Source organism: Burkholderia sp. BCC1047 (assembly GCF_902833155.1).
GTDB lineage: Bacteria > Pseudomonadota > Gammaproteobacteria > Burkholderiales > Burkholderiaceae > Burkholderia > Burkholderia sola.
Genome location: NZ_CADFEH010000052.1, coordinates 1 through 26694, shown reverse-complemented (window position 1 = coordinate 26694; position 26694 = coordinate 1). Strand labels below are relative to the sequence as shown.

Here is a 26694-nt window from a genome sequence, read left to right as displayed (position 1 = left end):
CCGATGCCCGCGATGCCACGCCTGCCGATCCGTTTCGCCGTTGCCGCCAGCCTGTCCACCGTCTTCGCCCTCGCCGCGTGCGGAGGCGACGATGTCGCCGCCGTCGCGCGCATGGACGCACAACCGCCGTCCGGCGGCACGACGACCGCACCGGCCCCCACGCCGCCCGCGACCACCCCGCCGCAACCGGGCCAGTGGAAAGCCGCCCGCGCCGGCGACCTGATCGACGTGACGCTCGGCGATCTCCATCCGACGCAGGGAGCGATCGGCTACGACCAGATCTACTACAAGCTCGGCCGCTACGAACGGCAGCCCGACAAGAAGTTCGACGACTTCTGCGCGGACGAAGGCCTCGGCGGCGTCGCATCGAGCGGCTACACGGCCCGATCGTCGCTGCGCGAGCCGGCCAGCTACACGTGCACGACGACCGACGCGAACGCTCGAGACCGCTCGATGCTGAACCCCGTCGTGATCGGCCCGAACGGCGATGCGCTGTACCTGACGGACGGCCACCACGGGCTGTCGACTTACTACGAGACGCCCGACGGCGGCCCGGCGCTTCACGTGCACGTCGTCGTCAAGGACAACCTCAGCGACTACTCGGGCGACGCGTTCTGGCAGCAGATGCAAAGCCGCGGCTATCTGCGCCTGAAGAACGGCGACGGCAAGCCGATCACGACCGCGCAATTGCCGACCCACCTCGGCCTGACACTCGGGATGACGAACGACCGCTACCGTTCGCTCGTCTATTTCACGCGCGACATCGGCTACAGCAAACCCTCCCAGGCGACCGACTACCTCGAGTTCTACTGGGCCGACTGGCTGCGCGCGCAGCCGGGCACGTTCGCGCTGGCCGGCTACGACCTGACGCGGCCCGGCGCGACCGATCCCGATCCGGCGAAGGCCGACACGGGCTACCTGAATGCGGTCTGGAATGCGTCGACGCGGATGGTCGCGGCCACCGACCCCGTGATCGACGGCAAGACCGGCGCCGACCTCGGGCGCGCCGATGCGATCAACGGCGGGAAGAAATACAGCAAGGGGGAATTCGACAAGCTGCGCCAGCCGATCACGGCCGACAAGCCCGGCAAGATCGCGTACGCGCTCGACTACAAGACGCGCCACGGGCTGCCGCAGTAAGCGTCACGCCGGAAGGAAGGGAACCCCGGCCCGGCCGTGCCGGACGGCGGGGCCCGCGTGCTCAGAGCACCTTGCGGTACCCGTCGTCATCGTCGCTCGCGGCTTCGAGGTGCGATACGTCGGCCCATTGCACGACCTGCGCGCGGCCATCCGCGTAATCGACGATGTTGATGCTGGTATTGAGCAACTGATAGTTGCGCGGCGCCGACAGCTCGATCCCGTTCGCGAAGCGATACACGCAATCGAGCACGCCGCCGTGCGCGACGCACGCGATCCGGCCGCCCGGATGCGCGGCGACGATCGGTTCGACCGCATGCAGCACGCGGTGATAAAACTCGCGCTGCGACTCGCCGCCCTCCGGCGCGAAGCCGGGATCGCGCGTCTGCCACGCCGCATATGCATCCGGAAACAGCGCCTCGATCTCGGTGCTGTCGTGCCCCTGGAACGCGCCGTACGAGCGTTCGCGCAACCCTTCGCGCAGCAGCAGCGGCAGCCCGAGCACATCGGCAAACGGTTGGGCGGTCTGTTGCGCACGCATCAGGTCGCTCGAATACACCGCGTCGATCCGCGCGCCGTCGCGCGCCTCCCGGCCGAGCCGCGCAGCCAGCCGCTGCGCTTGCGCGAGCCCCGTATCGGCCAGCGGGATGTCGATATGCCCCTGGATGCGCTTGATACGGTTCCAGGCCGTCTCGCCATGGCGGATGAAAAGAATCTGCGTGGTGGCCATCGCGGCACGCCTCCGGGGAAGAATCAGGGCCGCACTTGCAGCCAGAACGTCACGGGGCCGTCGTTGACGAGCGACACCTGCATGTCGGCGCCGAACTCGCCCGTCTCGACGACGGGATGGCGCGCCCGCGCGGCCGCGACGAAATAGTCGAACAGCCGCGCGCCTTCGTCGGGCGGCGCGGCCGGCGTGAAGCTCGGACGCAGCCCGCTGTTGGTATCGGCCGCGAGCGTGAACTGCGACACGAGCAGCAGGCCGCCCGCGCGGCCTTCGCCGTCGATGTTCGATACCGGCAGGTTCATCTTGCCGGCTGCGTCGCTGAACACGCGGTAGCCGAGCAGCTTCGCGAGCAGCTTGTCGGCCGCGGCCTCGGTATCGCCGCGCTCCGCGCAGACCAGCGCGAGCAGCCCCGCGCCGATCTCGCCGGTCGTCCGGCCGCCGACGCGCACGTCGGCGCGCGTCACGCGCTGGATCAGCGCGATCATGCGGTCAGCGTGACGCGTGCGAAGCGGCGCTTGCCGACCTGCACGACGAATTCGCCGGCCTCGACCTTCAGGCCCTTGTCGGACACGGTCGCGCCGTCGATCTTCACGCCGCCCTGATCGATGTTGCGCAGCGCTTCGCTCGTCGACGGCACGAGGCCTGCCTGTTTCAGCAACTGGCCGATCGCCAGCGGCGCGCCGGCCAGCGTGACGGACGGAATGTCGTCCGGCACGCCGCCCTTCGCGCGGTGGTTGAAGTCCTCGAGCGCGCGCTCGGCGTCGGCCTGCGAATGGAATCGCGCGACGATTTCCTGCGCGAGCAGCACCTTGAAGTCGCGCGGGTTGCGGCCGCCTTCGGCGTCGCGCTTGAAGCCGGCGATTTCATCGAGGCTACGGAACGACAGCAGCTCGAAGTAACGCCACATCAGCGTGTCCGAGATGCTCATCAGCTTGCCGAACATGTCGGTCGGCTTCTCGCTGATGCCGACGTAATTGCCCTTCGACTTCGACATCTTCTCGACGCCGTCGAGGCCTTCGAGCAGCGGCATCGTCAGGATGCACTGCTGTTCCTGGCCGTACTGCTTCTGCAGTTCGCGGCCGACCAGCAGGTTGAACTTCTGGTCGGTGCCGCCGAGTTCGAGATCGGCGTTCAGCGCGACCGAATCGTAGCCCTGCATCAGCGGGTACAGGAATTCGTGGATCGAGATCGGCACGCCGCCCTGGAAGCGCTTCGTGAAATCCTCGCGCTCGAGGATCCGCGCGACCGTGTAGCGCGACGCGAGCTTGATCATCCCGTCCGCGCCGAGCGGCATCGACCATTCGCTGTTGTAGCGGATCTCGGTCTTGTCGCGATCGAGCACGAGCGCAGCCTGCTCGAAGTAGGTCTTCGCGTTCGATTCGATCTGCTCGCGCGTGAGCGGCGGGCGCGTCGCGTTGCGGCCCGACGGGTCGCCGATCAGCGACGTGAAATCGCCGATCAGGAAGATCACCGTATGGCCGAGGTCCTGCAGCTGGCGCATCTTGTTCAGCACGACCGTATGGCCGATGTGGATGTCCGGTGCGGTCGGATCGAGGCCGAGCTTGATGCGAAGCGGCGTGCCGGTGGCTGCGCTGCGCGCGAGCTTCTGCGCGAACTCTTCCTCGATCAGCAACTCGTCGACGCCGCGCTTCGTGACGGCGAGCGCATGCCGGACTTCGTCGGTGATCGGGAAAACGGGCTTGGAACTGGGTTCGGTGCTCATCGGTGCCAGGAAGAATGTCGCAAAAACAGGGATTTTCCCATAACTTGCGCGCGCATCGCTTAACGACGCGTCACGTTGCGCGGATAATCGGGCGCAAGGCGCGCGGGACCGGCCCGCGCCGCACGATCCAGGAGAACCCAACGTGCCGCAACGACCGCCGCAGCATGCCCATCCGGCAGACGGCATCTACTTCGGGCTGATGTCTGGAACCAGCATGGACGGCGTCGACGGCGTCGCCGTGCGTTTCGAGGCCGGCCGCGCGCCGGTCGTGCTCGCGGAAGCGTTCGTCGGCTTCGCGCAATCGCTGCGCGACGCGCTGTTCGCGCTGCAGCAGCCCGGCGACAACGAGATCGACCGCGAATCGCTCGCGGCGAATGCGCTCGTCACGCGCTATGCGGTGTGCTGCCATGAATTGCAGCGCACGGCCGGGCTGTCGCGCGACGAGATCCGCGCGATCGGCGTGCATGGCCAGACGGTGCGCCATCGCCCCGAGCGCGGCTATACGCGCCAGCTCAACAATCCGGCGCTGCTCGCCGAGCTGACCCAGGTCGACGTGATCGCCGATTTCCGCAGCCGCGACGTGGCCGCCGGCGGCCACGGCGCGCCGCTCGCGCCGGCGTTCCATGCGACGGTGTTCGGCGCGCCGGGCGAAACGCGGGTCGTCTGCAATCTCGGCGGGATCAGCAACATCACGATCCTGCCCGACGCGGGCGGCGACGTGTGCGGCTTCGACTGCGGCCCGGCGAATGCGCTGATCGATGCGTGGGCGACCCGCCATCTGGGCAAGCCGTACGACGACGGCGGCAAGTTCGCCGCACGCGGCACCGTCCACGCGCCGCTGCTCGACACGTTGCTCGACGAACCGTATTTCACCGCGCCGCCGCCGAAAAGCACCGGACGCGACCTGTTCAATCCCGCGTGGCTCGATACGAAGCTCGCCGCGTTCGCGCAGGTGGCGCCGGAGGACGTGCAAGCCACGCTCACCGCGCTCACCGCGGTGTCGGTCGCACGCGAAATCGCGCAGCACGCACCGGGCTGCAAGGCCGTGTTCGTATGCGGCGGCGGCGCACGCAACCCGGTGCTGCTCGATGCACTCCGGCACGCGCTGCGCGAGGCCGGCGTGCCGGCCACCGTCGACACGACGGCCGCGCTCGGCGTGCCGCCGCAGCAGGTCGAAGCGCTCGCGTTCGCGTGGCTCGCGTACCGCTTCACCGCGCGCCAGCCCGGCAATCTCGCGACGGTCACCGGCGCAGCCGGGAACCGCGTGCTTGGCGCGCTCTATCCGCGCTGATGCGATACTCGCCGCGCGGCGAGCGCTACAAGGCGGGCACGTATAAAAAAACGGGGCATGAAGCCCCGTTTTTCATTCCGGCGAACCGGCGCGGATCTGCCGTGCGCTCAGACCGAGAACGACGAACCGCACCCGCAGGTGGTGGTCGCGTTCGGATTCTTGATCACGAACTGGGCGCCGTTGAGGTCGTCCTTGTAGTCGATCTCGGCGCCGACCAGGTACTGGTAGCTCATCGAGTCGATCAGGAGCTGGACGCCGTTCTTGTTCATCACGGTGTCGTCCTCGTTGACTTCCTCGTCGAACGTGAAGCCATACTGGAAGCCGGAGCAGCCGCCACCCTGCACGAACACGCGCAGCTTGAGGTCGGGATTGCCCTCTTCGTCGATCAGTTGCTTGACCTTGTCGGCCGCGGCGTCGGTGAAGACGAACGGCAGCGGCATATCGGTCGTCGTTGCTGCGGATTCGGTAACAGCGTTCATTCGAACTCTCCAAAAAGCTTTAGCCGCTATTGTAGGGCCGATCAGAAGATCGTGCTGATGTCCATGAAATCAATAGGTTCTTGTCGATTTCATCAAACGTGCCCGCGCGGGGGCCGCCGCAGCGGCCCGGAAGCGGGCATAAAAAAACCGCCAGCGTGAACGCTGGCGGTTTTTCCGGCGGACGCCGCCCGAAGGCGGCGAGGCCATGAAGCGGAATTAACGCTTCGAGAACTGCTTTGCGCGGCGTGCCTTGCGCAGACCGACCTTCTTACGCTCGACTTCACGCGCATCGCGCGTGACGAAGCCTGCGCTCGACAGCGACGGCTTGAGCGTCGCATCGTAGTCGATCAGTGCACGGGTGATGCCGTGGCGCACTGCGCCTGCCTGACCCGTTTCGCCGCCGCCGTTGACGTTCACCTTGATGTCGAACGTCTGGCCGTGGTTCGTGAGTTCCAGCGGTTGACGCACGATCATCAGCGACGTTTCGCGCGAGAAGTAGTCAGCGATGGGCTTGCCGTTGACGATGATGTCGCCCTTGCCAGCCTTGATGAAGACACGTGCGACTGCGCTCTTGCGGCGGCCCGTACCGTAGTTCCAGTTACCGATCATGTGGGTCCCCTTAGATCTCGAGCGCCTTCGGCTGTTGAGCCGAGTGCGGATGCGTCGCTTCTGCGTAGACCTTCAGCTTCTTGATCATCGCGTAGCCGAGCGGGCCCTTCGGCAGCATGCCCTTGACCGCCTTCTCGAGCGCGCGGCCCGGGAAGCGCTCTTGCATCTTGCCGAACGTCGTTTCATAGATACCGCCCGGGTAGCCCGAGTGACGGTAGTACTTCTTGTCCAGCGTCTTGTTGCCCGTGACCTTCAACTTGCTCGCGTTGATGATGATGATGAAATCACCAGTGTCGACGTGCGGGGTGAACTCAGGCTTGTGCTTGCCGCGCAGACGGCGTGCCACTTCGCTGGCAACACGGCCGAGAACCTTATCCGTCGCGTCAATCACGTACCATTCGCGCGTCACCTCATGGGCTTTTGCGGAAAACGTCTTCATGATCGATCCAAAAAAAATGCTTTGCCCGATGTGTTCTTCCTGCTTGTCTGTGTGCGCTTCGAGGCGCGGTGCAGGCTCTCCCTGTTCTTTTTCCGTGGGCATGAATGCGGAAAAGCCCTGAATTATAAAGGAAATACGGCTGCGTGGTCAAAGAGAATCCACGCCCCGTGTTCGCGGCGGCCGAAATGGGCCAAAATCCGGTCGTGCCCCGACAAGCCAGGCGAACCGAGCGCCTGCGGCGGCACCCATCGACGCGCGGCACATGACCTTGCCGCGCCAGACCGGCCAAACCCGAAAAAACAACAAACCAGCATGATGAAACAACGACTTACGCCCTTCCTCGCGGCCGCGCTGCTGGCCGCCGCGGCGCCGGCCGTCGCCGCGTCCGGCTGCGAAGCCAAGCTCGACGCGCTCGATGCACGCATCGCCGAAGCCCGAACCGCCCATGCCGAAGACCGCATCGTGCGCCTGCGCGCGGTGCGCGAACGCGTCCGCCACTTCTGCGCACGCGGCCACGCGTCGGCCGCCCCTGCACCGGCGCCGGAGGCCGACTCGCGCGGCACGCCGGACGCGACGTCGCAGCCGGCCGCGCGACAGCCCGCGTGACGGTGCCGGCGCGCGCAAGCCGCGCGCCGATGTTTGCATGGGACGAAAAAAAGCCCGAACGGCTGGTTCGGGCTTAATCCACCTCAGGAGGAGGGTGGAGGAGACATTCGGAGGTTGCCGCAGCGCGACAACCAATGAGACTCATTATACGAATGCCCGACCGACTCCACAAGAAAATTTGCATTACGAAATCGACTCCCACGATATGGGATACCAGTCGAAAAGCTTACGCAAATGAATTTCCATTCAAAATCAAGTACATAAGTGCGTCACGCACGACTTCGAACCGCCCGCATCTAGAGCAAAACCCCTAAATTCAGCAGGGAAATCGCCGCTCGCCGCGCCGCTCGCTCGGCGCCGGCATTGCTCGTCTTGCAGCGCATCAGCCGACCGTTGCGCCGCGGGCTACAATGCCGGATCGAATCCGAATCAGGCAACGCTGGAGCGCAAGCATGGAATGCAAAGTAAGCTGGATGGGCCAGGACGGCATGGCGTTTTCCGCCGAGACCGGCAGCGGGCATCTCGTCACGATGGACGGCGCGCCCGAAGGCGGCGGCCACAACCTCGCGCCGCGTCCGATGGAGATGGTGCTGCTCGGCACCGGCGGCTGCACGGCTTACGACGTCGTGCTGATCTTGAAGAAGAGCCGCCAGGAAGTGAGCGGCTGCTCGGTCACGCTGAAGGCCGAGCGCGCGAGCGAAGATCCGAAGGTGTTCACGAAGGTGCACTTCCACTTCACGGTCACCGGCCGCAACCTGAACCCGGCCACGGTCGAGCGCGCGATCAACCTGTCGCACGACAAGTATTGCTCCGCGTCGATCATGATCGCGAAAACGGCCGAACTCACGCATTCGTTCGACATCGTCGCCGCCTGATCGCGCGGCGCGCGCATGAAAAAAGGGCCGGCGCTCCGCAGGGAGCGCCGGCCCTTTCGCATTCGAGCGGCAAAGCAGGCCGATAAGCCGGATTCTGTGCACGCCGCGCGCCGAAGCGCGCAACGCGTGGCAGTCATTCCTCTAGGCGCGCCATTGCTGACGCGCTCAAGCTTCCTACCCGCAGACGAGACGGGGGCCCCGTCCTGCATCCGAAAATGCGCGCCTGCCTACTTGGAATTGCTCCGGGTGGAGGTTACCGTGCCGGCGAACGTCGCCGTCGCCGCGGTGCGCTCTTACCGCACCGTTTCACCCTTACCTGATCCCGGCTTGCGCCGGGCCATCGGCGGTTTGCTTTCTGTTGCCCTGTTCCGCGTGTCGCCACGGATGGCCGTTAGCCATCACCCTGCCCTGTGGAGTCCGGACTTTCCTCGCCCCCGCGCGCCCGAAGGCGGCGAGGCCGCGACTGCCTGGCCTGCTTTGCGACGCGCATTCTAGCACTGCGCGTCGCGGTCGGCAGCGCGCGAGCCGCCGCCACGGCGAAACACGGCCGGATCGACGCGACCGGGTTCGCGCGGCGGCGCGCCGCTCACGCGAGTTTCCAGCCGATCGCCTCGCCGCCGCGCAGCGGCACGACCGGCGTATCGCCCGCGAAGATCTCGCGCGGCAGCTCCCACGCCTCGCGGCGCAGCGTGACCGTCTCGGCGCTGCGCGGCAGCCCGTAGAAATCGGCGCCGAAGAAGCTCGCGAACCCTTCCAGCTTGTCGAGCGCGTCGGCGGTGTCGAATGCTTCCGCGTACAGTTCGAGCGCGTGCAGCGCCGTGTAGCAGCCCGCGCAGCCGCACGCGGTTTCCTTCGCGCCGCGCGCATGCGGCGCGCTGTCGGTGCCGAGGAAGAAGCGCGGGTTGCCCGACGTCGCGGCCTCGACCAGCGCCACGCGATGCGTCTCGCGCTTGAGCACCGGCAGGCAGTAGTAATGCGGGCGAATCCCGCCGACGAACAGCGCGTTGCGGTTGTACAGCAGGTGATGCGCGGTGATCGTCGCGCCGAGCAGACCGGGCGCCGCGTCCGCATCGCGCACGTAGTCGGCCGCGTCCTTCGTCGTGATGTGCTCGAACACGACCTTCAGCCCCGGGAAATCGCGGCGCAGCGGCGTCATCACGCGGTCGATGAACACCTTTTCGCGGTCGAACAGGTCGATCGACGCATCGGTCACCTCGCCGTGCACGAGCAGCGGCATGCCGGTTTCCTGCATCGCCTCGAGCGTCTTCGCGCATTTCGCGAGATCGGTGACGCCATGGTCGGAATTCGTCGTCGCGCCTGCCGGATACAGCTTCACGCCGTGCACGAAGCCGCTTTCGCGGGCACGGCGGATTTCGTCGGGCGGCGTGTTGTCGGTCAGGTACAGCGTCATCAGCGGTTCGAACGTCATCCCGGCCGGCAGCGCGGCAAGGATGCGCGCACGATAGGCCTGCGCCTGCGCGGTGGTCGTGACCGGCGGCTTCAGGTTCGGCATGACGATGGCGCGGCCGAACTGGCGGGCGGTGTGCGGCAGCACGGCGGCGAGCATGTCGCCGTCGCGCAGGTGCAGGTGCCAGTCGTCGGGACGGGCGAGCGAAAGCGTCGCCGGGGAGGAAGCGTTCGAGGCAGTCATAGGAGGCGTCGTGAGGAACGGGCTTGCGATCGGCGGGGCCGGAACGCGCGTGCACGGGCCGATTGACGGCAAACCGCAACACGGGGCCTTTGGCCAGCGGAATCCGCTTTTTACCGCTCAGGGCTCGGTGATATGCTAGAAGCCGCATTGTACCGGGGTTCGCCCGGTTCGTTACCCCCGCTTCAGCCTGCCGCCCCACGTAAAATGTGCCAACTCCTTGGAATGAACTGCGCCGCGCCGACGGACGTCACATTCTCCTTCACAGGTTTCGCGGCCCGGGGCGGGCTCACCGATCACCATGCCGACGGCTGGGGCATCGCGTTCTTCGAAGACAAGGCCTGCCGCCTCTTCATCGATCACCAGGCCTCGGCCACGTCGCCGATCGCCGAAATGGTGAAGCGCTACCCGATCAAGTCCAAGAACACGATCGCGCACATCCGCAAGGCGACGCAAGGGCACATCCTGCTCGAGAACAGCCATCCGTTCATGCGCGAGCTGTGGGGCCGGCACTGGATCTTCGCGCATAACGGCGACCTGCAGGACTACGCACCGGACATGGACGGCAGCGTCTACCATCCGGTCGGCACGACCGACAGCGAACAGGCGTTCTGCGTGCTGATGCAGGGGCTGCGCGAAGCCTTTCCCGGCGCGCAGCCGCCGCTGCCCGAGCTGTTCGAGCGGGTCGGCGAACTGACGCGCGGCATCACCGATCACGGCGTGTTCAATTTCCTGATGTCGAACGGCCAGGCGCTCTTCGCGCACTGCTCGACGCGGCTGCACTATCTCGTGCGGCGCTGGCCGTTCTCGACCGCGCATCTCGTCGACGAAGACCTGTCGATCGACTTCGCGAAATACACGACGCCCGAGGATCGCGTCGCGGTGATCGCGACGCAGCCGCTCACCGACAACGAAGTCTGGACCGCATTCGAGCCGGGCGAGTTGATCATGTTCCAGTGCGGCGACGTCGCCGCGCGGATGCAGATTCCGGTGCCCGAGCGCGTGCTCGAGAAGCTGCGCAACCCGTCGCTCGACGCGTCGGCGTCCGCGCCGCGCACGGCGGTGCGCGAAGCGCTCGCCACCGCGGCCGACGGCGATGCCGACGACGCGATCGATTTCTGAAGCGCGGCATCGGCCGCGTCCGCTTTCTGCTCGCTTCCTGCTTGCCGTGCGTGCGTCATACGATGCGTCCGACGACGCCCGTCATCGACGCAAATCGCCCGGCTCCGGCCAATACGGTTTTATTTTCGCCACCACCGGCGCAACGAATCGACGTCACGCAACATTCGCTTGATTTTATTAATTTACAAGTGAAAATAAGTAAAAGATGAAGCGGACAAAATAACCGTCAATTAAAACAAAAATCCCGGGCCCGCATTTTATCGCGCGTCACCCGCCGAAACCGTGCGCTATCCCACCGACTCCAGCAGTCCTGCCAATTTTCAAAGAAATCCCCTCAAACCCGCCACCACCATGGCTTTCGGTTCGATCAACCACACAAATCAAAAATACAACGCATTACGGTTCGAATCATTACAGTTTCCCCTTTCTCGATAATCGACGACTGCCCGAATCAGTAGACTCGCCCCATCCTCGGTGTAACGAAACACGATTGGCGCGACACGCAGCCACAGCCGCCGCACGCCCCTTCGGATCATTTCCCCACCGCGGAATGCGAATTCGCCGAATCGCGGCGAATGCCACGTCAAAAGAAGAAAGAGGGGTATGTCGTGAATCACTCATTTCGATCGATATGGAGCGACGCCGCCGGCTGCTGGGTCGCGGTGGCGGAAACGGCTCGGGCGCGCGGCAAGCGCTCGGGCAGCGAAGCGGGCTCGAGCCGCCGCACCGCGCACAAGGTGGCGCACCACGCGGCACGCCGCTCGCCGCTGCGCGTCGCGGCGCTCGGGGCCGCGCTGGCCGCGCTGTCGACCGGCGTGGCGCACGCATCGACGTGCGGCGACGGCGCGACCGTCGCGAGCGGCGGCACCTGCGCACTCGGCAGTTTCAGCCCGACCGTCAACGACAACCTGGCCGGCGCCACGACCGTGTCGGGCGGCGACACGGTCGGCGTGGCAGGCGCATGGACGGGCGTCCCCGGCGACCCGGGCTATACGCTGACGCCGCTCGGCAGCGCGACCCTCGTGTCGGGCAACCCGAACCAGCCGCTGGTCTCGCTCGGCGGCAAGACGCAAAGCGTCAGCACGCCCGACTCGATCACGGCCGCCCACACGTCGGTCGCCACCTACAACTCGGCCGAATTCGCCGCATCGACGGCCGGCTCGACCAACGTGCCCGTGTACCACGACGTGAACGGAGGCCAGTACGTGAACACGCGGCTCGGCACCGTCGACAACACCGGCGGCACGCTGAACGTGTCGATCGGCAATGCCGCGAATGCGCCCGACGCGACCGGCAACGCGATCTCGATCGCACCGAAGCAGACCGACCTGACCTTCGCGGACGGCACCGGTGCGGCAAAAAGCGTCGTCAACTGGAATTCCCGCAACCAGATCTGGCTCGGCACCGGCGACTATCTCGCCAGCGGCGGCCCGGTCGGCCAGCTCCAGCTCGACGTGCCGGCCTATGCGGGCGCCTTCACCGCGTTCGACGGCAGTCGCTGGACCGTCACCGATGCCGCATCGCTCGCCGCCTACAACGACTTTCTCGTGCGCTCGGTCCAGAGCGGCGCGCTCGGCTCGCAGGCCGCCTACGACACCGCGTTCGGCCAGGCCGTCACGTTCTCGCAGCAAACCTTCCAGTACGCGAACAACGTGTCCGCCGGCGACAAGAACACGCTGCCGATCGATCACCTGTCGGTGATGCACGGCACGGGCGCGAACGCGACGCTGCACATCGGCAAGGATGGCCAGATCGACTTCCGCGGCACCAACACGATCGAATCGAGCTCGGCCGTGCTCGCGGAAAACGGCGCACACTTCGTCAACGACGGACGCTTGTCGGGCGACTTCACGCTGGTGCGCCTGCTGAGCGGCGCGAGCGGCGTCAACAACGGCGCGATCTCGTCCGGCTACGCGTCCGGCAACAACGTCGACACGAGCGGCAGCACGCCACCCGACAATTTCGGCTTCCACGCGTACACCGAGGGCAACGGCGTGTACGCGAGCGGCGCGGGCACCACGTTCGCGAACAACGGCGTGATGAACGTCGGCGCCTGGACGCTCGACGGCAACCGTCCCGACCTGCAGAACTACGCGGTGGCCGCGACGGACGGCGCGCGCGCGTCGAACGCCGGCACGATCAACGTCGGCGTCAACGCGACGACGCTCGATAGCCAGGCGATCGGCGGTCTCGTCGCCGGCGGCAGCTTCACGAACGAAGCAAGCGGCACGATCTATCTGGGCCGCGCTGCGCAGTACGCGCCCGGCCAGGCGGCAAACGACGTCGCGCTGTCCGCGCACGCGTACGGCATCCTGCTCGGCGCGTCGGGCACCGCGAGCAACCTCGGCACGATCGTGATCGGCTCGCAGACGCAGAACGGCGCCGCGCTGGCGAGCATCGGCTCCACTTCCGGCACGCTGACCAACGCGGGCGCGATCGTCGTCAACGGCGCCGCGCCCGGCACGCCGCTCGCCAACGTCGGCATGCTCGCCGCCGACACCGCCGCGACCGTGACCAACACGGGCACGATCACGCTGAATGGCGTGAACGGCATCGGCATCATGGTCGTTGGCACCGGCACGCACGCGACGACCGCGACGTCGACCGGCACGATCGACGTGGCCGGCGGCCTCGACCCCGCGTCGGACACACGCAACTACGGCGTCTGGGCCGAAGGGCCGCTCGCGAAGGCCACGCTCGACGGCGCGCTGAACCTGACGGGCACCGGCGCGATCGGCGTGCATGCCCGCTCGGGCGCGACGATCGACGTCGGCGCGAACGCGGTGCCGGCCTTCATGTCCGGCACGAACCAGATCGGCTTCTACGCATATGGCGCAGGCTCGAAAATCAACGTCGCCGCGCAGCACCTGAGCGTCGACACCGACGACTCGACGCTGTTCCGCGTCGCGGGCGGCGCGGCCTACACGGGCGCGTCGGCGGCCGGCACGCTGACGACCGACGTCAACGGCCAGCGCTCGCGCGGCGTACTCGCGACCGACGCCGGCACCACGCTGTCGACCGGCAACGCGGTCTACCACGTCAACGGCGCGAACGGCGTCGCGATCGCCGTGGAAGGCGGCGCGAAGGGCACGATCGACGCGGGTGCGACGATCGACCTGAACGCGGCCGGCGCGACCGCGGGCATCGTCGACGGCCAGGCGCACGACCTCGCCGGCGCGAACGCCGGCGCGCCGGTCGCGACGACGCTGACCAACAATGCCGCCGTCACGTCGTCGACCGCCGGCGTGACCGGCTTCGTCGCGCAAAACCTCGGCACGCTCGAGAACCGCAGCACGGTGCTGCTGACCGGCGCGGGCTCGACGGGCGTCGTGGCCGGCACGCTCGGCACGGTGAACAACGCGTCGACGATCCGCGTCGCCAACGGCACGGGCGCGCTCGTGCAGGGTGCGTCGGCCACGCTCGCCAACGCGGGTTCGATCGAAGCCGACGACGGCGTCGCGGGCGTGCGCCTGACGGGCGCCGGCGCATCGGTCGCGCTGTCGGGCGCCGGCACCGTCATCGCGAACGGCAGCGCCGACGGCGTGCTGATCGACGCGACGGTCACCGGCGGCGGCATCGCGGCCGGCGCGACGTCGATCGCGGTCGGCGGCTCGGGCAGCGGGATCCGCAACCTCGGTGCGAATGCAACGGTCGCGCTGTCCGGCACGCAGATCGCGACGACCGGCAACGGCGCCGCCGGCGTCACGTCGACCGGCGCCGGCGCGCACATCGCGGCCGATGCGACCACGGTCGTCCGCACGAGCGGCGCCGACGCGCGCGGCCTGTTCGTGTCGGGGGCCGATTCCACGCTCGCGGCCAACGGAACGACCGTCGCGACGACCGGCACGAACGCCCATGCGATCGTCATGGACGGCGGCGCGACGGCCCTGCTGTCGGGCGCGAAGATTTCCGCATCGGGTGCCGCGGCCGATGGCGTCGTCGCGCAAAACGGCGGCCGCATCGCCGCTACGGGTTCGTCGCTCGCCAGCGCCGCCGGCAACGGCGCAACCGCGAACAGCGGCGGCGTGCTCGCATTGACCGGCACGGCGCTCACGGGCGCGACGGCCGGCGTGCTGACGTCGGACACGCTCGCGAACGGCGCGACCAGCTCGGTGCTCGTCGACGGCGGCAGCGTGACGTCCGCCACCGGGCCGGCCTTCGCCGCGCGCGGCGGCATGGCCGACATCGCGGTGCGCAACGGTACGGTCGTGACGGCCGGCAACGGCACGCTGCTGAACCTCGCGAACGGCAGCAACGTGACGTTCAATGCATCGGCGGCGAACCTCGCGGGCGACATCGTTTCCGACGCGTCGAGCACCGGCAACGTGTTCCTCGCGAACGGCACGACGCTGACCGGGAAGATCGACCCGGTCGCGCTGACGGTCGACGGCACGAGCACGTGGCGCATGACGGGCAGCTCGGTGCTGAGCAGCCTGAACAACGCGGGCCTCGTCGCGTTCGCCGCGCCGACCGGCTCGCCGACGCTGACCGGCAGCTACAAGACGCTGACGACCGGCGGCTACGTGGGCAACGGCGGCACGATCGCGCTGAACACGTATCTCGGCGCCGACGCGTCGCCGACCGACCGGCTGATCGTGAACGGCGGCGCGGCGAGCGGCACGACCGGCCTGAAGATCGCCAACACGGCCGGCACCGGCGCGCAGACGACCGGCGACGGGATTCCGGTGGTCGTCACGGCCAACGGCGGCACGACCGCCGCGTCGGCGTTCCATCTCGCGGGCCCGGTGCAAGCGGGCGCATACGAGTACCGGCTCTATCGCGGCGGGCAAGGCGATGCGAACGGCTGGTACCTGCGTTCGCAGCTCGACCCGACCGACCCCGGCGACCCGATCCACCCGTCCGGCGGCGGCGACGGCGGCATCAACGGCAACGGCGGCACGCTCGCGTATCGTCCGGGCGTTTCCGGCTACGCGATGACCCCGCTGCTGAACGTCGACTATGGCTTCTCGACGCTCGGCAAGCTGCACGAACGCGTCGGCGACATCTACAACGTCGAGCAGCAGCAGCCCGGCAATCGCGACGGCGTGTGGGGGCGCATCGGCGGCCAGAGCCTCGATGCGAACGCGGGCCGTTTCTCGGCCGACGAACGCACGTTCTTCGCGCAGTTCGGCAAGGACTGGACTGTCGACCAGGCGCCGAACGGCGCCGGCAGCACGCATGCGGGCGTGACGGCCAGCATCGGCGTGTCGAACGCGAGCTTCAGCGACATGGCGCGCGCGGGCTCGCCCAACCTGTCGACGTCGACCGGCTCGGTCGAGATGCACGCGCAGAGCGTCGGCGGCTACTGGACGCGCTACCTGTCTGACGGCACCTACTTCGACAGCGTCGGGCAGGTCACGCACTACGGCAACCGCTATCGCGACAGCTACGGCAACGAAGCGTCGCAGAACGGCTTCGGCGTCGCGCTGTCGCAGGAAGTCGGCAAGCCGTTCGCGATCGGCGCGTTGCCGGTCGCGGTCGAGCCGCAGGCGCAACTGATGTATCAGTATCTGAAGCTGAACGGGTTCAACGACAACGTGTCGGCCGTATCGGGCACGACGACGAATGCGCTGCGCGGCCGCGTCGGCGTGCGCATCTTCCGGCCGAACCTCCAGTCGAGCGCGGGCGGCAGCGCCGCGACGCCGTACTTCACGGCCGACGTGCTTCACGACTTCCTGTCGCCGGGGCAAACCGTCGTCGGCGGCACGCCGTTCGCGACGCATCTCGGGCGCACCTGGTACGAGCTCGGCGTCGGCGTGACCGCCGGCTTCGGCAAGTCCGGCGAGTTGTACGCGAACGCGAAGATCGCGCGCAACATCGGCGGCGATTACCGGCGCGGGATCGTCGGGCAGGTCGGCTACCGGTACAGCTGGTAACGCCCGGCCGCGGACGAAAAAAAACCGCCCGGCGGCCTGCCGGGCGGTTTTCGCATGGGTGCGCGCAAAACGCGCGAACGCTCAGTGCAGGATCTTCGCGAGGAAGTCCTTCGCGCGTTCCGATTTCGGATTCGAGAAGAAATCGTCCTTGCGGTCGTCCTCGACGATCGCGCCCTTGTCCATGAAGATCACGCGGTGAGCGACCTTCTTCGCGAAGCCCATCTCGTGCGTGACGACCATCATCGTCATCCCTTCCTGCGCGAGTTCGACCATCACGTCGAGCACTTCGTTGATCATCTCCGGATCGAGCGCGGACGTCGGCTCGTCGAACAGCATCGCGATCGGGTCCATCGACAGCGCGCGCGCGATCGCGACACGCTGCTGCTGGCCGCCCGACAATTGGCCCGGAAACTTGTGCGCATGCGCCTTCAGGCCGACGCGATCGAGCAGCTTCATGCCCTTCTCGTTCGCCTCGTCCTTGCCGCGGCCGAGCACCTTGATCTGCGCGAGCGTCAGGTTCTCGGTGATCGACAGGTGCGGGAACAGCTCGAAATGCTGGAACACCATCCCGACCTTCGAGCGCAGCTTCGACAGGTTCGTCTTCTTGTCGCCGACCGACTGGCCGTTCACGAGGATCTCGCCCTGCTGGAACGGCTCGAGGCCGTTCACGGTCTTGATCAGCGTCGACTTGCCGGAGCCCGACGGGCCGCACACGACGACCACTTCGCCTTTCTTGACCTCGGTCGTGCATTCGGAGAGGACCTGAAACTGGCCGTACCACTTCGAAACGTTCTTGATGGAAATCATCTTGTGACCTTTTTCTGGAGACCCTTGACGAGAGCAGACGCCAACGAGCAAATCACGAAATAGCATGCGCCGGCGAACAGGACCATCTCGACGGTCGTGCCGTCGCGATCGCCGATGTTGGCGGCCGTGCGGAAGAAGTCCGCGAGACTGATCACGTACACGAGCGACGTATCCTGGAACAGGACGATTGCCTGCGTGAGCAGCAGCGGCACCATCGCGCGGAACGCCTGCGGCAGGATCACGAGGCGCATCGCCTGCGCGTAGTTCATGCCGAGCGCGAACGCGGCATTCACCTGCCCGCGCGGCACCGCCTGGATGCCGGCGCGGATGATCTCGGAATAATACGCGGCTTCGAACAACGAGAACGCGACCATCGCCGATGCGAGGCGGATGTCGATCGTCGGCGACAGCCCGAGCACACCCTGCAGCAACTGCGGCACGATCAGGAAGAACCACAGCAGCACCATCACGAGCGGGATCGAGCGGAACACCGTCACGTACGCTTTCGCGAACCACGCAAGCGGCTTCACGCCGGACAGCCGCAGCAGCGCCAGCAGCGTGCCCCAGACGATGCCGACCACGATCGCGATCAGCGTGATCTTGAACGTGACGATCGCACCGGACCACAGCGTCGGCAGCGCGCCGGGAATACTACTCCAGTCGAACTGATGCATCACTTGCCTCCGATGTAGCCGGGCAGCCGCGTACGGCCTTCGATCCAGCGCATGAACGCCATCACGACGAGGTTGATGACCACGTACGCGAGCGTCACGGCGATGAACGACTCGTAGGTCTGCGCGGTGTAGTCGACGAGCTGGCGCGCCTGCGCGGACAGGTCGAGCAGGCCGATCGTCGACGCGACGGCGGAGTTCTTGAAGATGTTCAGGAATTCCGACGTGAGCGGCGGCACGATGATCCGGTACGCGACGGGCAGCAGCACGTAGCGGTACGTCTGCCATTGCGTGAAGCCCATCGCGAGGCCGGCCGCGCGCTGGCCCTTCGGCAGCGCGTTGATGCCCGAGCGCACCTGTTCGCACACGCGCGCACCGGTGAACAGGCCGAGACAGACGATCGACGCGGTAAAGAACTGCGTGCCGGGCGGCAACTGCTTGATCCAGGTGCCGATCGATGCGGGCAGCAACTCGGGTATCACGAGATACCAGACGAAGAACTGCACGATCAGCGGGATGTTCCGGAAGATCGACACGTACACGGTGCCGATCGCGGCGAGCCACTTGTTCGGCACGGTGCGCAGCACGCCGAACAGCGACCCGACGATCAGCGCGATGACCCAGGCGACGAGCGACACTTCGATCGTCACCCAGAAGCCGGACATCAGCCATCCGAAATAAGTCGTCGGCTCGCCGGTCGACACGGGGCTCAGAAAGATGCCCCAGTTCCAGTGGTAAGACATGGGCAAGACTCCAGCAAAAAGAAACGGAAGAAGCAGCGCCTCTTCCGTTTCAGTAGCGTCATTTCTGCATCAACGGCCGTGTGGTCAGTCGAGCGCCTTGTCGTTCGGGTTCGCGTACAGCTTCTTCATCGACTCGGACAGCGGGAAGTTCAGGTTCAGCCCCTTCGGCGGGATCGGGTTCTCGAACCACTTCGCGTAGATCTTCGCGGCTTCGCCCGACTTCTCGACTTGCGAGATCGCGTCGTCGACGACCTTCTTGAAGTCGGCGTCGCCCTTGCGCATCATGCAGCCGTAAGCCTCTTCCGATTGCGGCGTGCCGACGATCACCCATTCGCCCGGCTGCTTCGCCTTCGCGCGCTCGCCCGCGAGCAGCGCGTCATCCATCATGAACGCGACCGCGCGACCCGATTCCAGCGTGTTGAACGAATCGCCGTGATCCTTCGCGCTGATGATGTTCATGCCGAGCTGCTTGTCGTTGTTCATCTTGCGCAGCAGGCGCTCCGACGTCGTGCCGGCGGTCGTCACGACCGTCTTGCCCTTCAGGTCGGCGAAATCCTTGACGCCCGAATCCTTCTTCGTCATCAGGCGCGTGCCGATCACGAAAATCGTGTCGGAGAACGCGGCTTGCTGCTGACGCTCGAGGTTGTTGGTCGTCGAGCCGCACTCGATGTCGACCGTGCCGTTCTGCACGAGCGGGATGCGGTTCTGCGACGTGACGGGGATGTTCTTCACCTGCAGGTTCGGCAGGCTCAGCTTCTTCTTCACCGCGTCCACGATCTTCAGCTGGAATTCGCGCGAATAGCCGACCACCTGCTGGTTCTGGTCGTAGTAGGAGAACGGAATCGACGATTCGCGGTGGCCCAGCGCGATCACGCCCGTGTCCTTGATCTTCTTCAGCGTGCCAGTCTCCTGAGCATGCGCGCCGCTTGCGAACGCGCACAGCGCCGCGGCCATCAGGACTGCCTTGTGGTATTTCATTTTGGTCATCTCCTTGGCTAAAACCCGCGCCAGTGTATCAAAGTAATATTTTTGAAAGTACTGGTTGTTTACCGCACTACGAATCGCCCTGTGCGAAGCCGTCCTCCCGGCTCCGGCGCGCCAGATGCGCGCGCGGGCGGTGCCGGATTCGGCACCGCCCGCGAGGGTTCACATCCGCAATCGGGTGGATTGCGTCATGAATCTTTCATGGTCGATGATCAGGGGTAGAGGCCGCGCATTTCGCGCGCCATCAGGATGCGCTTGCACGCGACGATGAACGCCGCCGTACGCACCGTCACCTTGTGCTCTTCCGCGACCGCCCACACGCCGGCGAACGCTTCGCGCATCACGCGCTCGAGACGATGGTTAATCTCGTCTTCCGTCCAGAAGAAGCTCGAGAAATCCTGCACCCACTCGAAGTACGACACGGTCACGCCACCGGCGTTCGCGATCACGTCGGGGATCACGAGCACGCCGTTCGCGCTCAGGATGTCGTCCGCCGCGGTCGTCGTCGGGCCGTTCGCGCCTTCGACGATGATCTTCGTGCGGATCTTCGCCGCGTTCTTCTCGGTGATCTGGTTTTCCAGCGCCGCCGGGATCAGGATGTCGGTCTCGACCGTCCAGAACTCGTCGTTCGGCATCGGCTCGGCGCCTTCGAAGCCCGCGACGCCGCCCGTGCGTGCGACGTGGTCGAGCAGCTTGTTCGAATCGAGGCCGGCCGGCTGGTAGATCGTGCCCGTGTGATCCTGCACCGCGATCACCTTCGAGCCCGCTTCCTGGAACAGCTTCGCCGCGATGCCGCCGACGTTGCCGAAGCCCTGCACCGCGATGCGCGCGCCTTCGATCTCGAGGCCCTTCTTCTTCGCCGCTTCGCAGCCGACGACGAACACGCCGCGGCCCGTCGCTTCCTTGCGGCCGAGCGAACCGCCGAGCGCGATCGGCTTGCCGGTCACGACGCCGGTCGACGTCTGGCCCTGGTTCATCGAGTACGTGTCCATCATCCACGCCATCACCTGTTCGTTGGTGTTGACGTCCGGCGCCGGAATGTCGGTGTTCGGCCCGATGATGATGCCGATTTCGCTGGTGTAGCGGCGCGTCACGCGCTCGAGCTCACCACGCGACAGCTTGCGCGGGTCGACGCGGATGCCGCCCTTCGCACCGCCGTACGGCACGTTCACGGCCGCGTTCTTCACCGACATCCATGCGGACAGCGCCATCACTTCCGACAGCGTCACGTCCTGGTGGTAGCGCACGCCACCCTTGCCCGGGCCGCGCGACACGTTGTGCTGCACGCGATAGCCTTCGAAGTGCGCGACGGTGCCGTTGTCGAGCTCGATCGGGCAGTCGACGATCAGGATGCGCTTCGGACGCTTCAGCGTTTCGAGCCAGCGCGACAGCGAACCGAGGTACGGCGCGACGCGATCGACCTGCTGAAGGTAGTTGCCCCACGGGCCGAGATCGTCGGCGTGCAGGTAGGACGGGATGGACTGCTGTTGCGAAGACATGGACACTCCAACGTTCAACGGATTGCGCACATTGTCGAAAAACCCCTTTTTTTTATCCAATGCCGTTTGTTTATTCGATTATGCGTTTCTTGCATGATCGCGATTTTTCGCAAATCCACGGTCGATTCGCGCAAGAACGCCCGCGATCGGCCGTGCATCGCGTTCGTGGAAAACCGGATGGGACCGGCGGGGGCCCGCCGCCGGACAGCGGTCCGGCCGGCGCTGCGAGGGCGCAGTCAGTCGGGTGACCCGGCCGGCCGGATTAACCGCCGGCGGTTAACCGGCAGTATCGCCGGTGGTCTCGCGCAATTCGTCGCGCACGACGTCCCACAGCGCGCGCACGAGCTTCTGCCGCGGATCGTCGCCCTGCAGCGCGAGCTTGTCGCAGTACAGCCGGATCTCCATCGTCAGCGTGAACGGATGCGCGCCGCCGCGCGCCGACCGGTCGAGGCGGATCAGCCGGCCGCCCGCGACCGCATCGTCGACCGCGCTGTGCGGCAGGAACGCGACGCCGTGGCCCGCGAGCGCCATCGCCTTCAGCCCTTCGGCCATGTCGGTTTCGTACACGCGATCGAGAAACAGCCGCGTCGGCGCGTTCGCGATGATGACTTCGGTCATCCGGCCGAGATACGCGTTCGGCGTATACGACAGGTACGGCACGCGCGCGTCGGCCGTGCCCGGCAGCGTATGGCGCGGCCGGCCCGCGCGGCCGGGCGCCGAAAACGGGCTGATCGGCTCGCTGCCGAGGACCAGCATGTCGTAGCGCGCCGGGTCGAGCGCGACCGGGTGGCTCGGGTGGTGGTAGCCCATCACGAGGTCGCAGCCGCCTTCGACGAGCGACAGCACCGCGTCGTGCACGTTCAGCGCGCGCAGCCGCGTGTGCACCTGGCCCATCTTCGCCTCGATCCGCTCGAGCCAGCGCGGGAAATACGTGAGCGACAGCGTGTGCGGCACCGCGAATTCGATCGTCGGCACCGGCGCGCCGACGTGGCCGCGCAGCAGCGTGCGCGCCTCGTGCGCCTGCGACAGTATCGTCAGCGCCTGCTCGTAGAAGATCTGCCCGGCCTGCGTGAGCCGCGTCGGATAGACCGAACGATCGATCAGCTCGGTCGCGAGCCATGCCTCGAGCGCCTGGATGCGCCGCGAGAACGCCGGCTGCGACACGTGCCGCAGCTCGGCGGACCGGCTAAAGCTGCGCGTCTCCGCGAGCGAGACGAAGTCTTCGAGCCATTTCAGTTCCATGCAGGCGGGCGCGGCGGGCGGCGGTCGGGAAGAAGCCTGCATTCTACCGGCGGGCGGGCCCGGCCGGCGGCTTGGCGGACAGCCCGGCGAGCCCGCGCGGGCGCCTGCCGACACACCATTCGCGTGCCGCCCGGGCATCGCTCGCCGGCGGCGCACGCGGCCGGACCGGTTCGGCCGGAATCGACGCGCGCCGATGGTAAAATGCCGGATTCTCCTCCCCTCGTTCGCCCCGGCCCCAAAAGGCCCTGCCCGATCATGTCCGACACTCGTCCCGATACGCTTTTCGCGCTCACCGCGCTCTCGCCCATCGACGGCCGCTACGCCAGCAAGACCGAAGCGCTGCGCGACTGGCTCTCCGAAGCCGCCTTCATGCGCCACCGCGTCACCGTCGAGGTGCACTGGCTGATCGCGCTGTCGCGCGCCGGCTTCGCGGAAGTCCCGCGCTTCTCGGAAGCCTCCGAGCAGTTCCTGCTGCAGCTCGCCGAGCGCTTCACCGCGCACGACGCCGCACGCATCAAGGAAATCGAGCGCGTGACGAACCACGACGTGAAGGCCGTCGAATACTGGCTGAAGGAATCGGTGAAGGGCCAGGCCGAACTCGAGAAGGCGAGCGAATTCATCCACTTCGCGTGCACGTCCGAGGACATCAACAACACGTCGCACGGGATGATGCTCGCCGGCGCGCGCGAACACGTGATCCTGCCGGCGCTGCGCACGGTCTACCAGCGCCTCGTCGCGCTCGCCCACGCGCATGCCGAACAGCCGATGCTGTCGCGCACGCACGGCCAGCCGGCCAGCCCGACGACGCTCGGCAAGGAACTCGCGAACGTCGCCGCGCGCCTCGCCCGCGCGATCGCGCGCATCGAGAAGGTCGAGATCCTCGGCAAGATGAACGGCGCGGTCGGCAACTTCAACGCGCATCTCTCGGCGTATCCGGAATTCGACTGGGAAGCGTTCTCGCGCGACGTGATCGAGAACCGCCTGAAGCTCACGTTCAACCCGTACACGATCCAGATCGAGCCGCACGACTACATGGCCGAACTGTTCGACGCCGTCGCGCGCGCGAACACGATCCTGCTCGACCTCGACCGCGACGTATGGGGCTACATCTCGGTCGGCTACTTCAAGCAGAAGACGAAGGCCGGCGAAATCGGCTCGTCGACGATGCCGCACAAGGTCAACCCGATCGACTTCGAGAACTCGGAAGGCAACCTCGGCCTCGCGAACGCGACGCTGCGTCACCTCGCCGACAAGCTGCCGGTGTCGCGCTGGCAGCGCGACCTGACCGACTCGACGGTGCTGCGCAACATGGGCGTCGCGCTCGGCTACTCGCTGCTCGCGTACGACTCGCTGATCCGCGGCCTCGACAAGCTCGAAGTGAACCCGCAGCGCCTGAACGAAGACCTCGACAACTGCTGGGAAGTGCTCGCGGAGCCCGTGCAGACGGTGATGCGCCGCTACGGCATCGAGAACCCGTACGAGCAGTTGAAGGAACTGACGCGCGGCAAGGGCATCACGCGCGAAGCGCTGCAGGAATTCGTCGGCACGCTGGCGATCCCGCAGGATGCGAAGGACCGCCTGCTCGCGATGACGCCGGCGTCGTACATCGGCAAGGCCGTCGAACTCGCGAAGCGGATCGCGTAAGCGCCGCCGTCGCCCCACGCAAAGAAGCCCGATGCGAAGCCATTCGCATCGGGCTTTTTGTTGCCTGCCGCAGCCGATCAGAACGAAATCATCCGCCCCGGATTCAGCGCGCTCATCACGCTCATCGCGGCCTTCGCGGCCGGAATCGCGATCGGCGACAGCTGCCGGCCGAGCGGAATCGCGCGATGGTCGATGCCCGTGAGCATCGAGAAGTCGTCGTTGCGGCCGACGAAATCGTCGCAGATCGCCTTGCCGATCCGCACCGTCTGCGCGACGCCGTGCCCGCTCCAGCCCTGCACCATGTACATCGGCACGCGGCCGTCGGTCTTGCGGCTGTCGGTCGCGCCGTTCAGCGTGAAGTCGCTGATGCCGCTCCAGCAGTAGTCGAGCGCGAAACGTCCGTCGTGCTGCGGAAACACCGTGTTCAGCCGCGTCAGCAGATACGCGTTGACGTCGGACTGCGCCCAGCAGCTGCCGGTGCCCTGCCCGCCGAACAGCAGGCGGTTGCCGCGCACCGGCCGGTAGTAGTCGATCTGGAACTGCGTGTCGTACACCGGCATGCCGGCCGGCATCAGCGTCGCGACGTCGACGTCGAGCGGCGCCGTCACGCTCACGTACGTGAAGAACGGCACGGTGGTCGCCGCGCCGTCGTCGAGCAAACGGAACGTCGTGTTGTGCAGCGCGAGCACGACGCCGCGGCGCGCGGTGATGGTGCCGCCCGGCGTCGTCGCGACGACGCCCGCGGGCGTCTCGTCGAGTTCGAGCACTTCGGTGCCCTCGAACAGCGCGCCGCCGTTCAGCCGGAAGCCGTGCACGAGACCGCGCACCAGCGCGAGCGGATGGATCTGCCCGCCGAGCGCGTCGATCGCCGCGCCGTGATACAGCCCCGAGCGCACGTATTCGTCGTGCAGCTGATGGCGGCCGACGAGCGTCACGCCCGCGTCGCCGAGATGGCGGCGCGCATCCGCGCCGTCGAGCAGCGCGCTCATGTGGCCAGGGTGAACCGCCGCCGTCACGTGGCCGCGCTTGCGGTCGACATCGAGCGCGTAGCGCGCGCCGATTTCGTCGATCAGGTCCATCGACTCGGCCGACGCGAAGCGCCACAGCCGCTTCGCATCGTCGTGCGACAGGTGGTCGATCATGTCGGCGGCTTCCCAGCGCGCGAGGCCGGGCGTGAGTTGCCCGCCGTTGCGGCCCGACGCGGCCGAGCCGACGTGATGCTTGTCGACGAGGATCGTGTCGACGCCCGCTTCCGCGAGATGCAGCGCGGCCGATGCGCCGAGCAAGCCCGCGCCGATCACGAGCACGTCGCAGACGGCGTCGTGCGCGAGCGGCGCGCTGTTTTCATGGTGCGACAGCGACGCTTCGTACCAGTTGGCCGGGCGTTCGCCGTCGTAGCGGGCCGGATCGCACCAGTTCCAGTTGTCTTTTTCGATACTCAGTTGCGTTTGCTCGAAACGCGATTCGCCCCGGATCAGGGGTTGGTTATGGGAAGTCATGATTGCACTTGCATGGTCTTGGGCCGCCTGTCGAAGGGCCTCGTTGCTGAGAGGCTTCGCGGGTGGGGCAGCCGGTTCCACATGGGTGTCAACGAGAAAAGGGGCGCGATGGCCCGTGTTGACGGCGGCACGCTCGTGCCGCCTGGATCCCGGACTGTGCGAAAGCACGTATTGAAGGTGCCGGGACACCCAATTTCTACACCGCAGAAATAATTCTACAGTGTAGAATAAGCTTTCGTCAAGTTTACAGCCGGCGCCATGCCGGCCTGCCAACGTGCCCGCCTCGATGAAAGACAAACCCGCCCAGGGGCCGCGCGGCCTCGACAAGGACGCGCTCGTCGCGGCCGCGCTCGCGCTGCTCGAAGACGTCGGCGAAGCCGCGTTCAGCGTGCGCAAGCTCGCGCAATCGGTCGGCTGCGACCCGATGAGCGTGCTGTATCACTTCAAGTCGAAGGACGGCCTGAGCCGCGCGATCGCGAATGCACTGTCGCGCTCGCTCGTGCCGGTCGATCCTTCCCTGCCGTGGCGCGAACGGCTGCGCGATCTCGCGCGCCAGTACCGCGCGCTCGCGCTGCGCTACCCGGCCGCGTTCGCGCTGCTGCAGCGGCACATGAGCACCGGCCCGGCCGATCTCGCGCACATCGAGGCCGTGCATCGCGCGCTGACCGACGCCGGCATCCCGCGCGCGGCGCTGCCGTCGGTATGCGTCGGCTGGTACGCGAGCGTGATCGGGCTGGCCGCTGCCGAAGCGGGCGGCCTCACACGGCCCGCGAACGACGTCGAGCTCGCGGAAATGCATGCGCTATCCGATGCCGCGCATCCGCTCGTCAAGTCGGCCGCGCCGCTCTATGCACAGCTCGATCCGGCGGTCGTGCACGACACGATGCTCGACGTGCTGCTCGACGGGATCGCCCAACGCGCACACACGGCCTGACCGGCGTCCGCCCCGCCAATGAAAAAAGCGCCCGCAATGAACTGACCCCACGAAGTTGGACGGTTGAAGACTAGGTGCCCAAGGGCTGAGTCCTGTATTGCACGGGACTCAGCCCTTTCAACTTGAGCTTAATGCGTTC

General features: G+C 66.8%; 22 protein-coding genes and 1 other RNA gene. 8 read left to right on the top strand and 15 right to left on the bottom strand.

Annotation, left to right across the window (positions count from 1 at the left end):
- Positions 1–12 precede the first annotated feature (12 nt).
- Positions 13–1140 carry a ParB/Srx family N-terminal domain-containing protein gene (locus tag HWX55_RS33615; RefSeq protein WP_175978816.1) on the top strand — a complete coding sequence of 376 codons (1128 nt, stop codon included), beginning with the start codon at positions 13–15 and terminating at the stop codon, positions 1138–1140.
- Between the two features lie 61 nt (positions 1141–1201).
- Here the strand turns inward: HWX55_RS33615 and HWX55_RS33610 are convergent, their stop codons facing one another.
- From HWX55_RS33610 to tyrS, 3 genes are read right to left on the bottom strand one after another with little or no spacing between them, the layout of a single operon-like run.
- Positions 1202–1867, bottom strand: a complete 666-nt coding sequence (locus HWX55_RS33610) for a histidine phosphatase family protein (protein WP_175978815.1) — start codon at positions 1865–1867, stop codon at positions 1202–1204.
- A 23-nt stretch (positions 1868–1890) separates the two neighbouring features.
- Positions 1891–2349: a D-aminoacyl-tRNA deacylase gene (dtd, locus tag HWX55_RS33605; protein WP_006483442.1), complete on the bottom strand. Its 459-nt coding sequence runs from the start codon at positions 2347–2349 to the stop codon at positions 1891–1893.
- A complete protein-coding gene (tyrS, locus tag HWX55_RS33600) occupies positions 2346–3587 on the bottom strand; it encodes a tyrosine--tRNA ligase (protein WP_050013807.1) in 1242 nt (413 codons plus the stop codon). The genes dtd and tyrS overlap by 4 nt, the downstream gene beginning before the upstream one ends.
- Positions 3588–3729: 142 nt before the next feature.
- On the opposite strand from tyrS, the gene HWX55_RS33595 reads away from it, so the two are divergent.
- Positions 3730–4878, top strand: a complete 1149-nt coding sequence (locus HWX55_RS33595) for an anhydro-N-acetylmuramic acid kinase (protein ID WP_175978814.1) — start codon at positions 3730–3732, stop codon at positions 4876–4878.
- A gap of 107 nt (positions 4879–4985) precedes the next feature.
- On the opposite strand, the gene erpA is transcribed toward HWX55_RS33595, so the two are convergent.
- The 3 genes from erpA to rplM all read right to left on the bottom strand — a co-directional run bounded on the left by erpA (position 4986) and on the right by rplM (position 6405).
- Positions 4986–5357 (bottom strand): iron-sulfur cluster insertion protein ErpA, encoded by a 372-nt coding sequence (gene erpA, locus HWX55_RS33590; RefSeq protein ID WP_006759918.1) that lies wholly within the window; start codon positions 5355–5357, stop codon positions 4986–4988.
- Positions 5358–5573: 216 nt separating this feature from the next.
- Positions 5574–5966 carry a 30S ribosomal protein S9 gene (gene rpsI, locus HWX55_RS33585; RefSeq protein WP_006476904.1) on the bottom strand — a complete coding sequence of 131 codons (393 nt, stop codon included), beginning with the start codon at positions 5964–5966 and terminating at the stop codon, positions 5574–5576.
- Positions 5967–5976: 10 nt separating this feature from the next.
- Positions 5977–6405, bottom strand: coding sequence for a 50S ribosomal protein L13 (gene rplM / locus HWX55_RS33580; RefSeq protein ID WP_009687896.1), 429 nt, complete (start codon positions 6403–6405; stop codon positions 5977–5979).
- Positions 6406–6717: 312 nt separating this feature from the next.
- Here rplM and HWX55_RS33575 point away from each other — a divergent pair, with 312 nt between their 5' ends.
- Together HWX55_RS33575 and HWX55_RS33570 are read left to right on the top strand one after the other, a co-directional pair.
- Complete coding sequence (locus HWX55_RS33575; RefSeq protein WP_175978819.1) at positions 6718–7011, top strand: DUF1090 family protein; 294 nt, start codon at positions 6718–6720, stop codon at positions 7009–7011.
- Between the two features lie 410 nt (positions 7012–7421).
- Positions 7422–7886, top strand: coding sequence for an OsmC family protein (locus HWX55_RS33570; protein ID WP_074801272.1), 465 nt, complete (start codon positions 7422–7424; stop codon positions 7884–7886).
- A 67-nt stretch (positions 7887–7953) separates the two neighbouring features.
- Here HWX55_RS33570 and rnpB read toward each other — a convergent pair.
- Both rnpB and pyrC read right to left on the bottom strand, forming a co-directional pair.
- An RNA gene (gene rnpB, locus HWX55_RS33565) (RNase P RNA component class A) lies at positions 7954–8365 on the bottom strand.
- A 107-nt stretch (positions 8366–8472) separates the two neighbouring features.
- A complete protein-coding gene (gene pyrC, locus HWX55_RS33560) occupies positions 8473–9537 on the bottom strand; it encodes a dihydroorotase (RefSeq protein ID WP_175978813.1) in 1065 nt (354 codons plus the stop codon).
- A gap of 204 nt (positions 9538–9741) precedes the next feature.
- On the opposite strand from pyrC, the gene HWX55_RS33555 reads away from it, so the two are divergent.
- Together HWX55_RS33555 and HWX55_RS33550 are read left to right on the top strand one after the other, a co-directional pair.
- Positions 9742–10656 carry a class II glutamine amidotransferase gene (locus tag HWX55_RS33555; protein WP_175978812.1) on the top strand — a complete coding sequence of 305 codons (915 nt, stop codon included), beginning with the start codon at positions 9742–9744 and terminating at the stop codon, positions 10654–10656.
- 608 nt (positions 10657–11264) lie between these two features.
- Positions 11265–16532, top strand: coding sequence for an autotransporter outer membrane beta-barrel domain-containing protein (locus HWX55_RS33550; RefSeq protein WP_175978811.1), 5268 nt, complete (start codon positions 11265–11267; stop codon positions 16530–16532).
- A gap of 81 nt (positions 16533–16613) precedes the next feature.
- On the opposite strand, the gene HWX55_RS33545 is transcribed toward HWX55_RS33550, so the two are convergent.
- From HWX55_RS33545 to HWX55_RS33520, 6 genes are all read right to left on the bottom strand, one after another.
- Positions 16614–17339 carry an amino acid ABC transporter ATP-binding protein gene (locus tag HWX55_RS33545; protein ID WP_124594277.1) on the bottom strand — a complete coding sequence of 242 codons (726 nt, stop codon included), beginning with the start codon at positions 17337–17339 and terminating at the stop codon, positions 16614–16616.
- On the bottom strand, positions 17336–18013 hold the full coding sequence (gltK, locus tag HWX55_RS33540) for a glutamate/aspartate ABC transporter permease GltK (protein ID WP_050013813.1): 678 nt from the start codon (positions 18011–18013) through the stop codon (positions 17336–17338). The genes HWX55_RS33545 and gltK overlap by 4 nt, the downstream gene beginning before the upstream one ends.
- Entirely contained in the window at positions 18013–18753 is a 741-nt protein-coding gene (locus tag HWX55_RS33535) for an amino acid ABC transporter permease (RefSeq protein WP_069616754.1), read from the bottom strand. Before HWX55_RS33535 ends, gltK begins: the two co-directional genes overlap by 1 nt.
- Before the next feature lie 84 nt (positions 18754–18837).
- Positions 18838–19731, bottom strand: a complete 894-nt coding sequence (locus tag HWX55_RS33530) for a glutamate/aspartate ABC transporter substrate-binding protein (protein ID WP_050013815.1) — start codon at positions 19729–19731, stop codon at positions 18838–18840.
- Positions 19732–19949: 218 nt separating this feature from the next.
- Positions 19950–21236: a Glu/Leu/Phe/Val dehydrogenase gene (locus tag HWX55_RS33525; RefSeq protein ID WP_050013816.1), complete on the bottom strand. Its 1287-nt coding sequence runs from the start codon at positions 21234–21236 to the stop codon at positions 19950–19952.
- Positions 21237–21512: 276 nt separating this feature from the next.
- Positions 21513–22478, bottom strand: a complete 966-nt coding sequence (locus tag HWX55_RS33520; RefSeq protein WP_175978810.1) for a LysR substrate-binding domain-containing protein — start codon at positions 22476–22478, stop codon at positions 21513–21515.
- A gap of 255 nt (positions 22479–22733) precedes the next feature.
- Between HWX55_RS33520 and purB the strand changes: the two genes are divergently transcribed.
- Positions 22734–24122, top strand: coding sequence for an adenylosuccinate lyase (gene purB, locus HWX55_RS33515; RefSeq protein ID WP_050013818.1), 1389 nt, complete (start codon positions 22734–22736; stop codon positions 24120–24122).
- A gap of 77 nt (positions 24123–24199) precedes the next feature.
- Here the strand turns inward: purB and HWX55_RS33510 are convergent, their stop codons facing one another.
- Positions 24200–25621, bottom strand: coding sequence for an FAD-dependent oxidoreductase (locus HWX55_RS33510; protein WP_175978809.1), 1422 nt, complete (start codon positions 25619–25621; stop codon positions 24200–24202).
- Between the two features lie 286 nt (positions 25622–25907).
- On the opposite strand from HWX55_RS33510, the gene HWX55_RS33505 reads away from it, so the two are divergent.
- Positions 25908–26555, top strand: coding sequence for a TetR/AcrR family transcriptional regulator C-terminal domain-containing protein (locus tag HWX55_RS33505; protein ID WP_175978808.1), 648 nt, complete (start codon positions 25908–25910; stop codon positions 26553–26555).
- The last annotated feature ends 139 nt before the right edge of the window (positions 26556–26694 follow it).

Excerpts from the sequence above, each read along its gene's own strand:
- HWX55_RS33510 (WP_175978809.1), bottom strand. The coding sequence starts at position 25,621 with ATGACTTCCCATAACCAACCCCTGATCCGGGGCGAATCGCGTTTCGAG.
- pyrC (WP_175978813.1), bottom strand. The coding sequence starts at position 9,537 with ATGACTGCCTCGAACGCTTCCTCCCCGGCGACGCTTTCGCTCGCCCGT.
- HWX55_RS33530 (WP_050013815.1), bottom strand. The coding sequence starts at position 19,731 with ATGAAATACCACAAGGCAGTCCTGATGGCCGCGGCGCTGTGCGCGTTC.
- HWX55_RS33610 (WP_175978815.1), bottom strand. The coding sequence starts at position 1,867 with ATGGCCACCACGCAGATTCTTTTCATCCGCCATGGCGAGACGGCCTGG.
- HWX55_RS33520 (WP_175978810.1), bottom strand. The coding sequence starts at position 22,478 with ATGGAACTGAAATGGCTCGAAGACTTCGTCTCGCTCGCGGAGACGCGC.
- HWX55_RS33570 (WP_074801272.1), top strand. The coding sequence starts at position 7,422 with ATGCCGGATCGAATCCGAATCAGGCAACGCTGGAGCGCAAGCATGGAA.
- HWX55_RS33535 (WP_069616754.1), bottom strand. The coding sequence starts at position 18,753 with ATGTCTTACCACTGGAACTGGGGCATCTTTCTGAGCCCCGTGTCGACC.
- erpA (WP_006759918.1), bottom strand. The coding sequence starts at position 5,357 with ATGAACGCTGTTACCGAATCCGCAGCAACGACGACCGATATGCCGCTG.
- HWX55_RS33505 (WP_175978808.1), top strand. The coding sequence starts at position 25,908 with ATGAAAGACAAACCCGCCCAGGGGCCGCGCGGCCTCGACAAGGACGCG.
- HWX55_RS33545 (WP_124594277.1), bottom strand. The coding sequence starts at position 17,339 with ATGATTTCCATCAAGAACGTTTCGAAGTGGTACGGCCAGTTTCAGGTC.
- HWX55_RS33615 (WP_175978816.1), top strand. The coding sequence starts at position 13 with ATGCCACGCCTGCCGATCCGTTTCGCCGTTGCCGCCAGCCTGTCCACC.
- purB (WP_050013818.1), top strand. The coding sequence starts at position 22,734 with ATGTCCGACACTCGTCCCGATACGCTTTTCGCGCTCACCGCGCTCTCG.
- rplM (WP_009687896.1), bottom strand. The coding sequence starts at position 6,405 with ATGAAGACGTTTTCCGCAAAAGCCCATGAGGTGACGCGCGAATGGTAC.
- tyrS (WP_050013807.1), bottom strand. The coding sequence starts at position 3,587 with ATGAGCACCGAACCCAGTTCCAAGCCCGTTTTCCCGATCACCGACGAA.
- gltK (WP_050013813.1), bottom strand. The coding sequence starts at position 18,013 with ATGCATCAGTTCGACTGGAGTAGTATTCCCGGCGCGCTGCCGACGCTG.
- rpsI (WP_006476904.1), bottom strand. The coding sequence starts at position 5,966 with ATGATCGGTAACTGGAACTACGGTACGGGCCGCCGCAAGAGCGCAGTC.
- HWX55_RS33525 (WP_050013816.1), bottom strand. The coding sequence starts at position 21,236 with ATGTCTTCGCAACAGCAGTCCATCCCGTCCTACCTGCACGCCGACGAT.
- HWX55_RS33555 (WP_175978812.1), top strand. The coding sequence starts at position 9,742 with ATGTGCCAACTCCTTGGAATGAACTGCGCCGCGCCGACGGACGTCACA.
- HWX55_RS33575 (WP_175978819.1), top strand. The coding sequence starts at position 6,718 with ATGATGAAACAACGACTTACGCCCTTCCTCGCGGCCGCGCTGCTGGCC.
- dtd (WP_006483442.1), bottom strand. The coding sequence starts at position 2,349 with ATGATCGCGCTGATCCAGCGCGTGACGCGCGCCGACGTGCGCGTCGGC.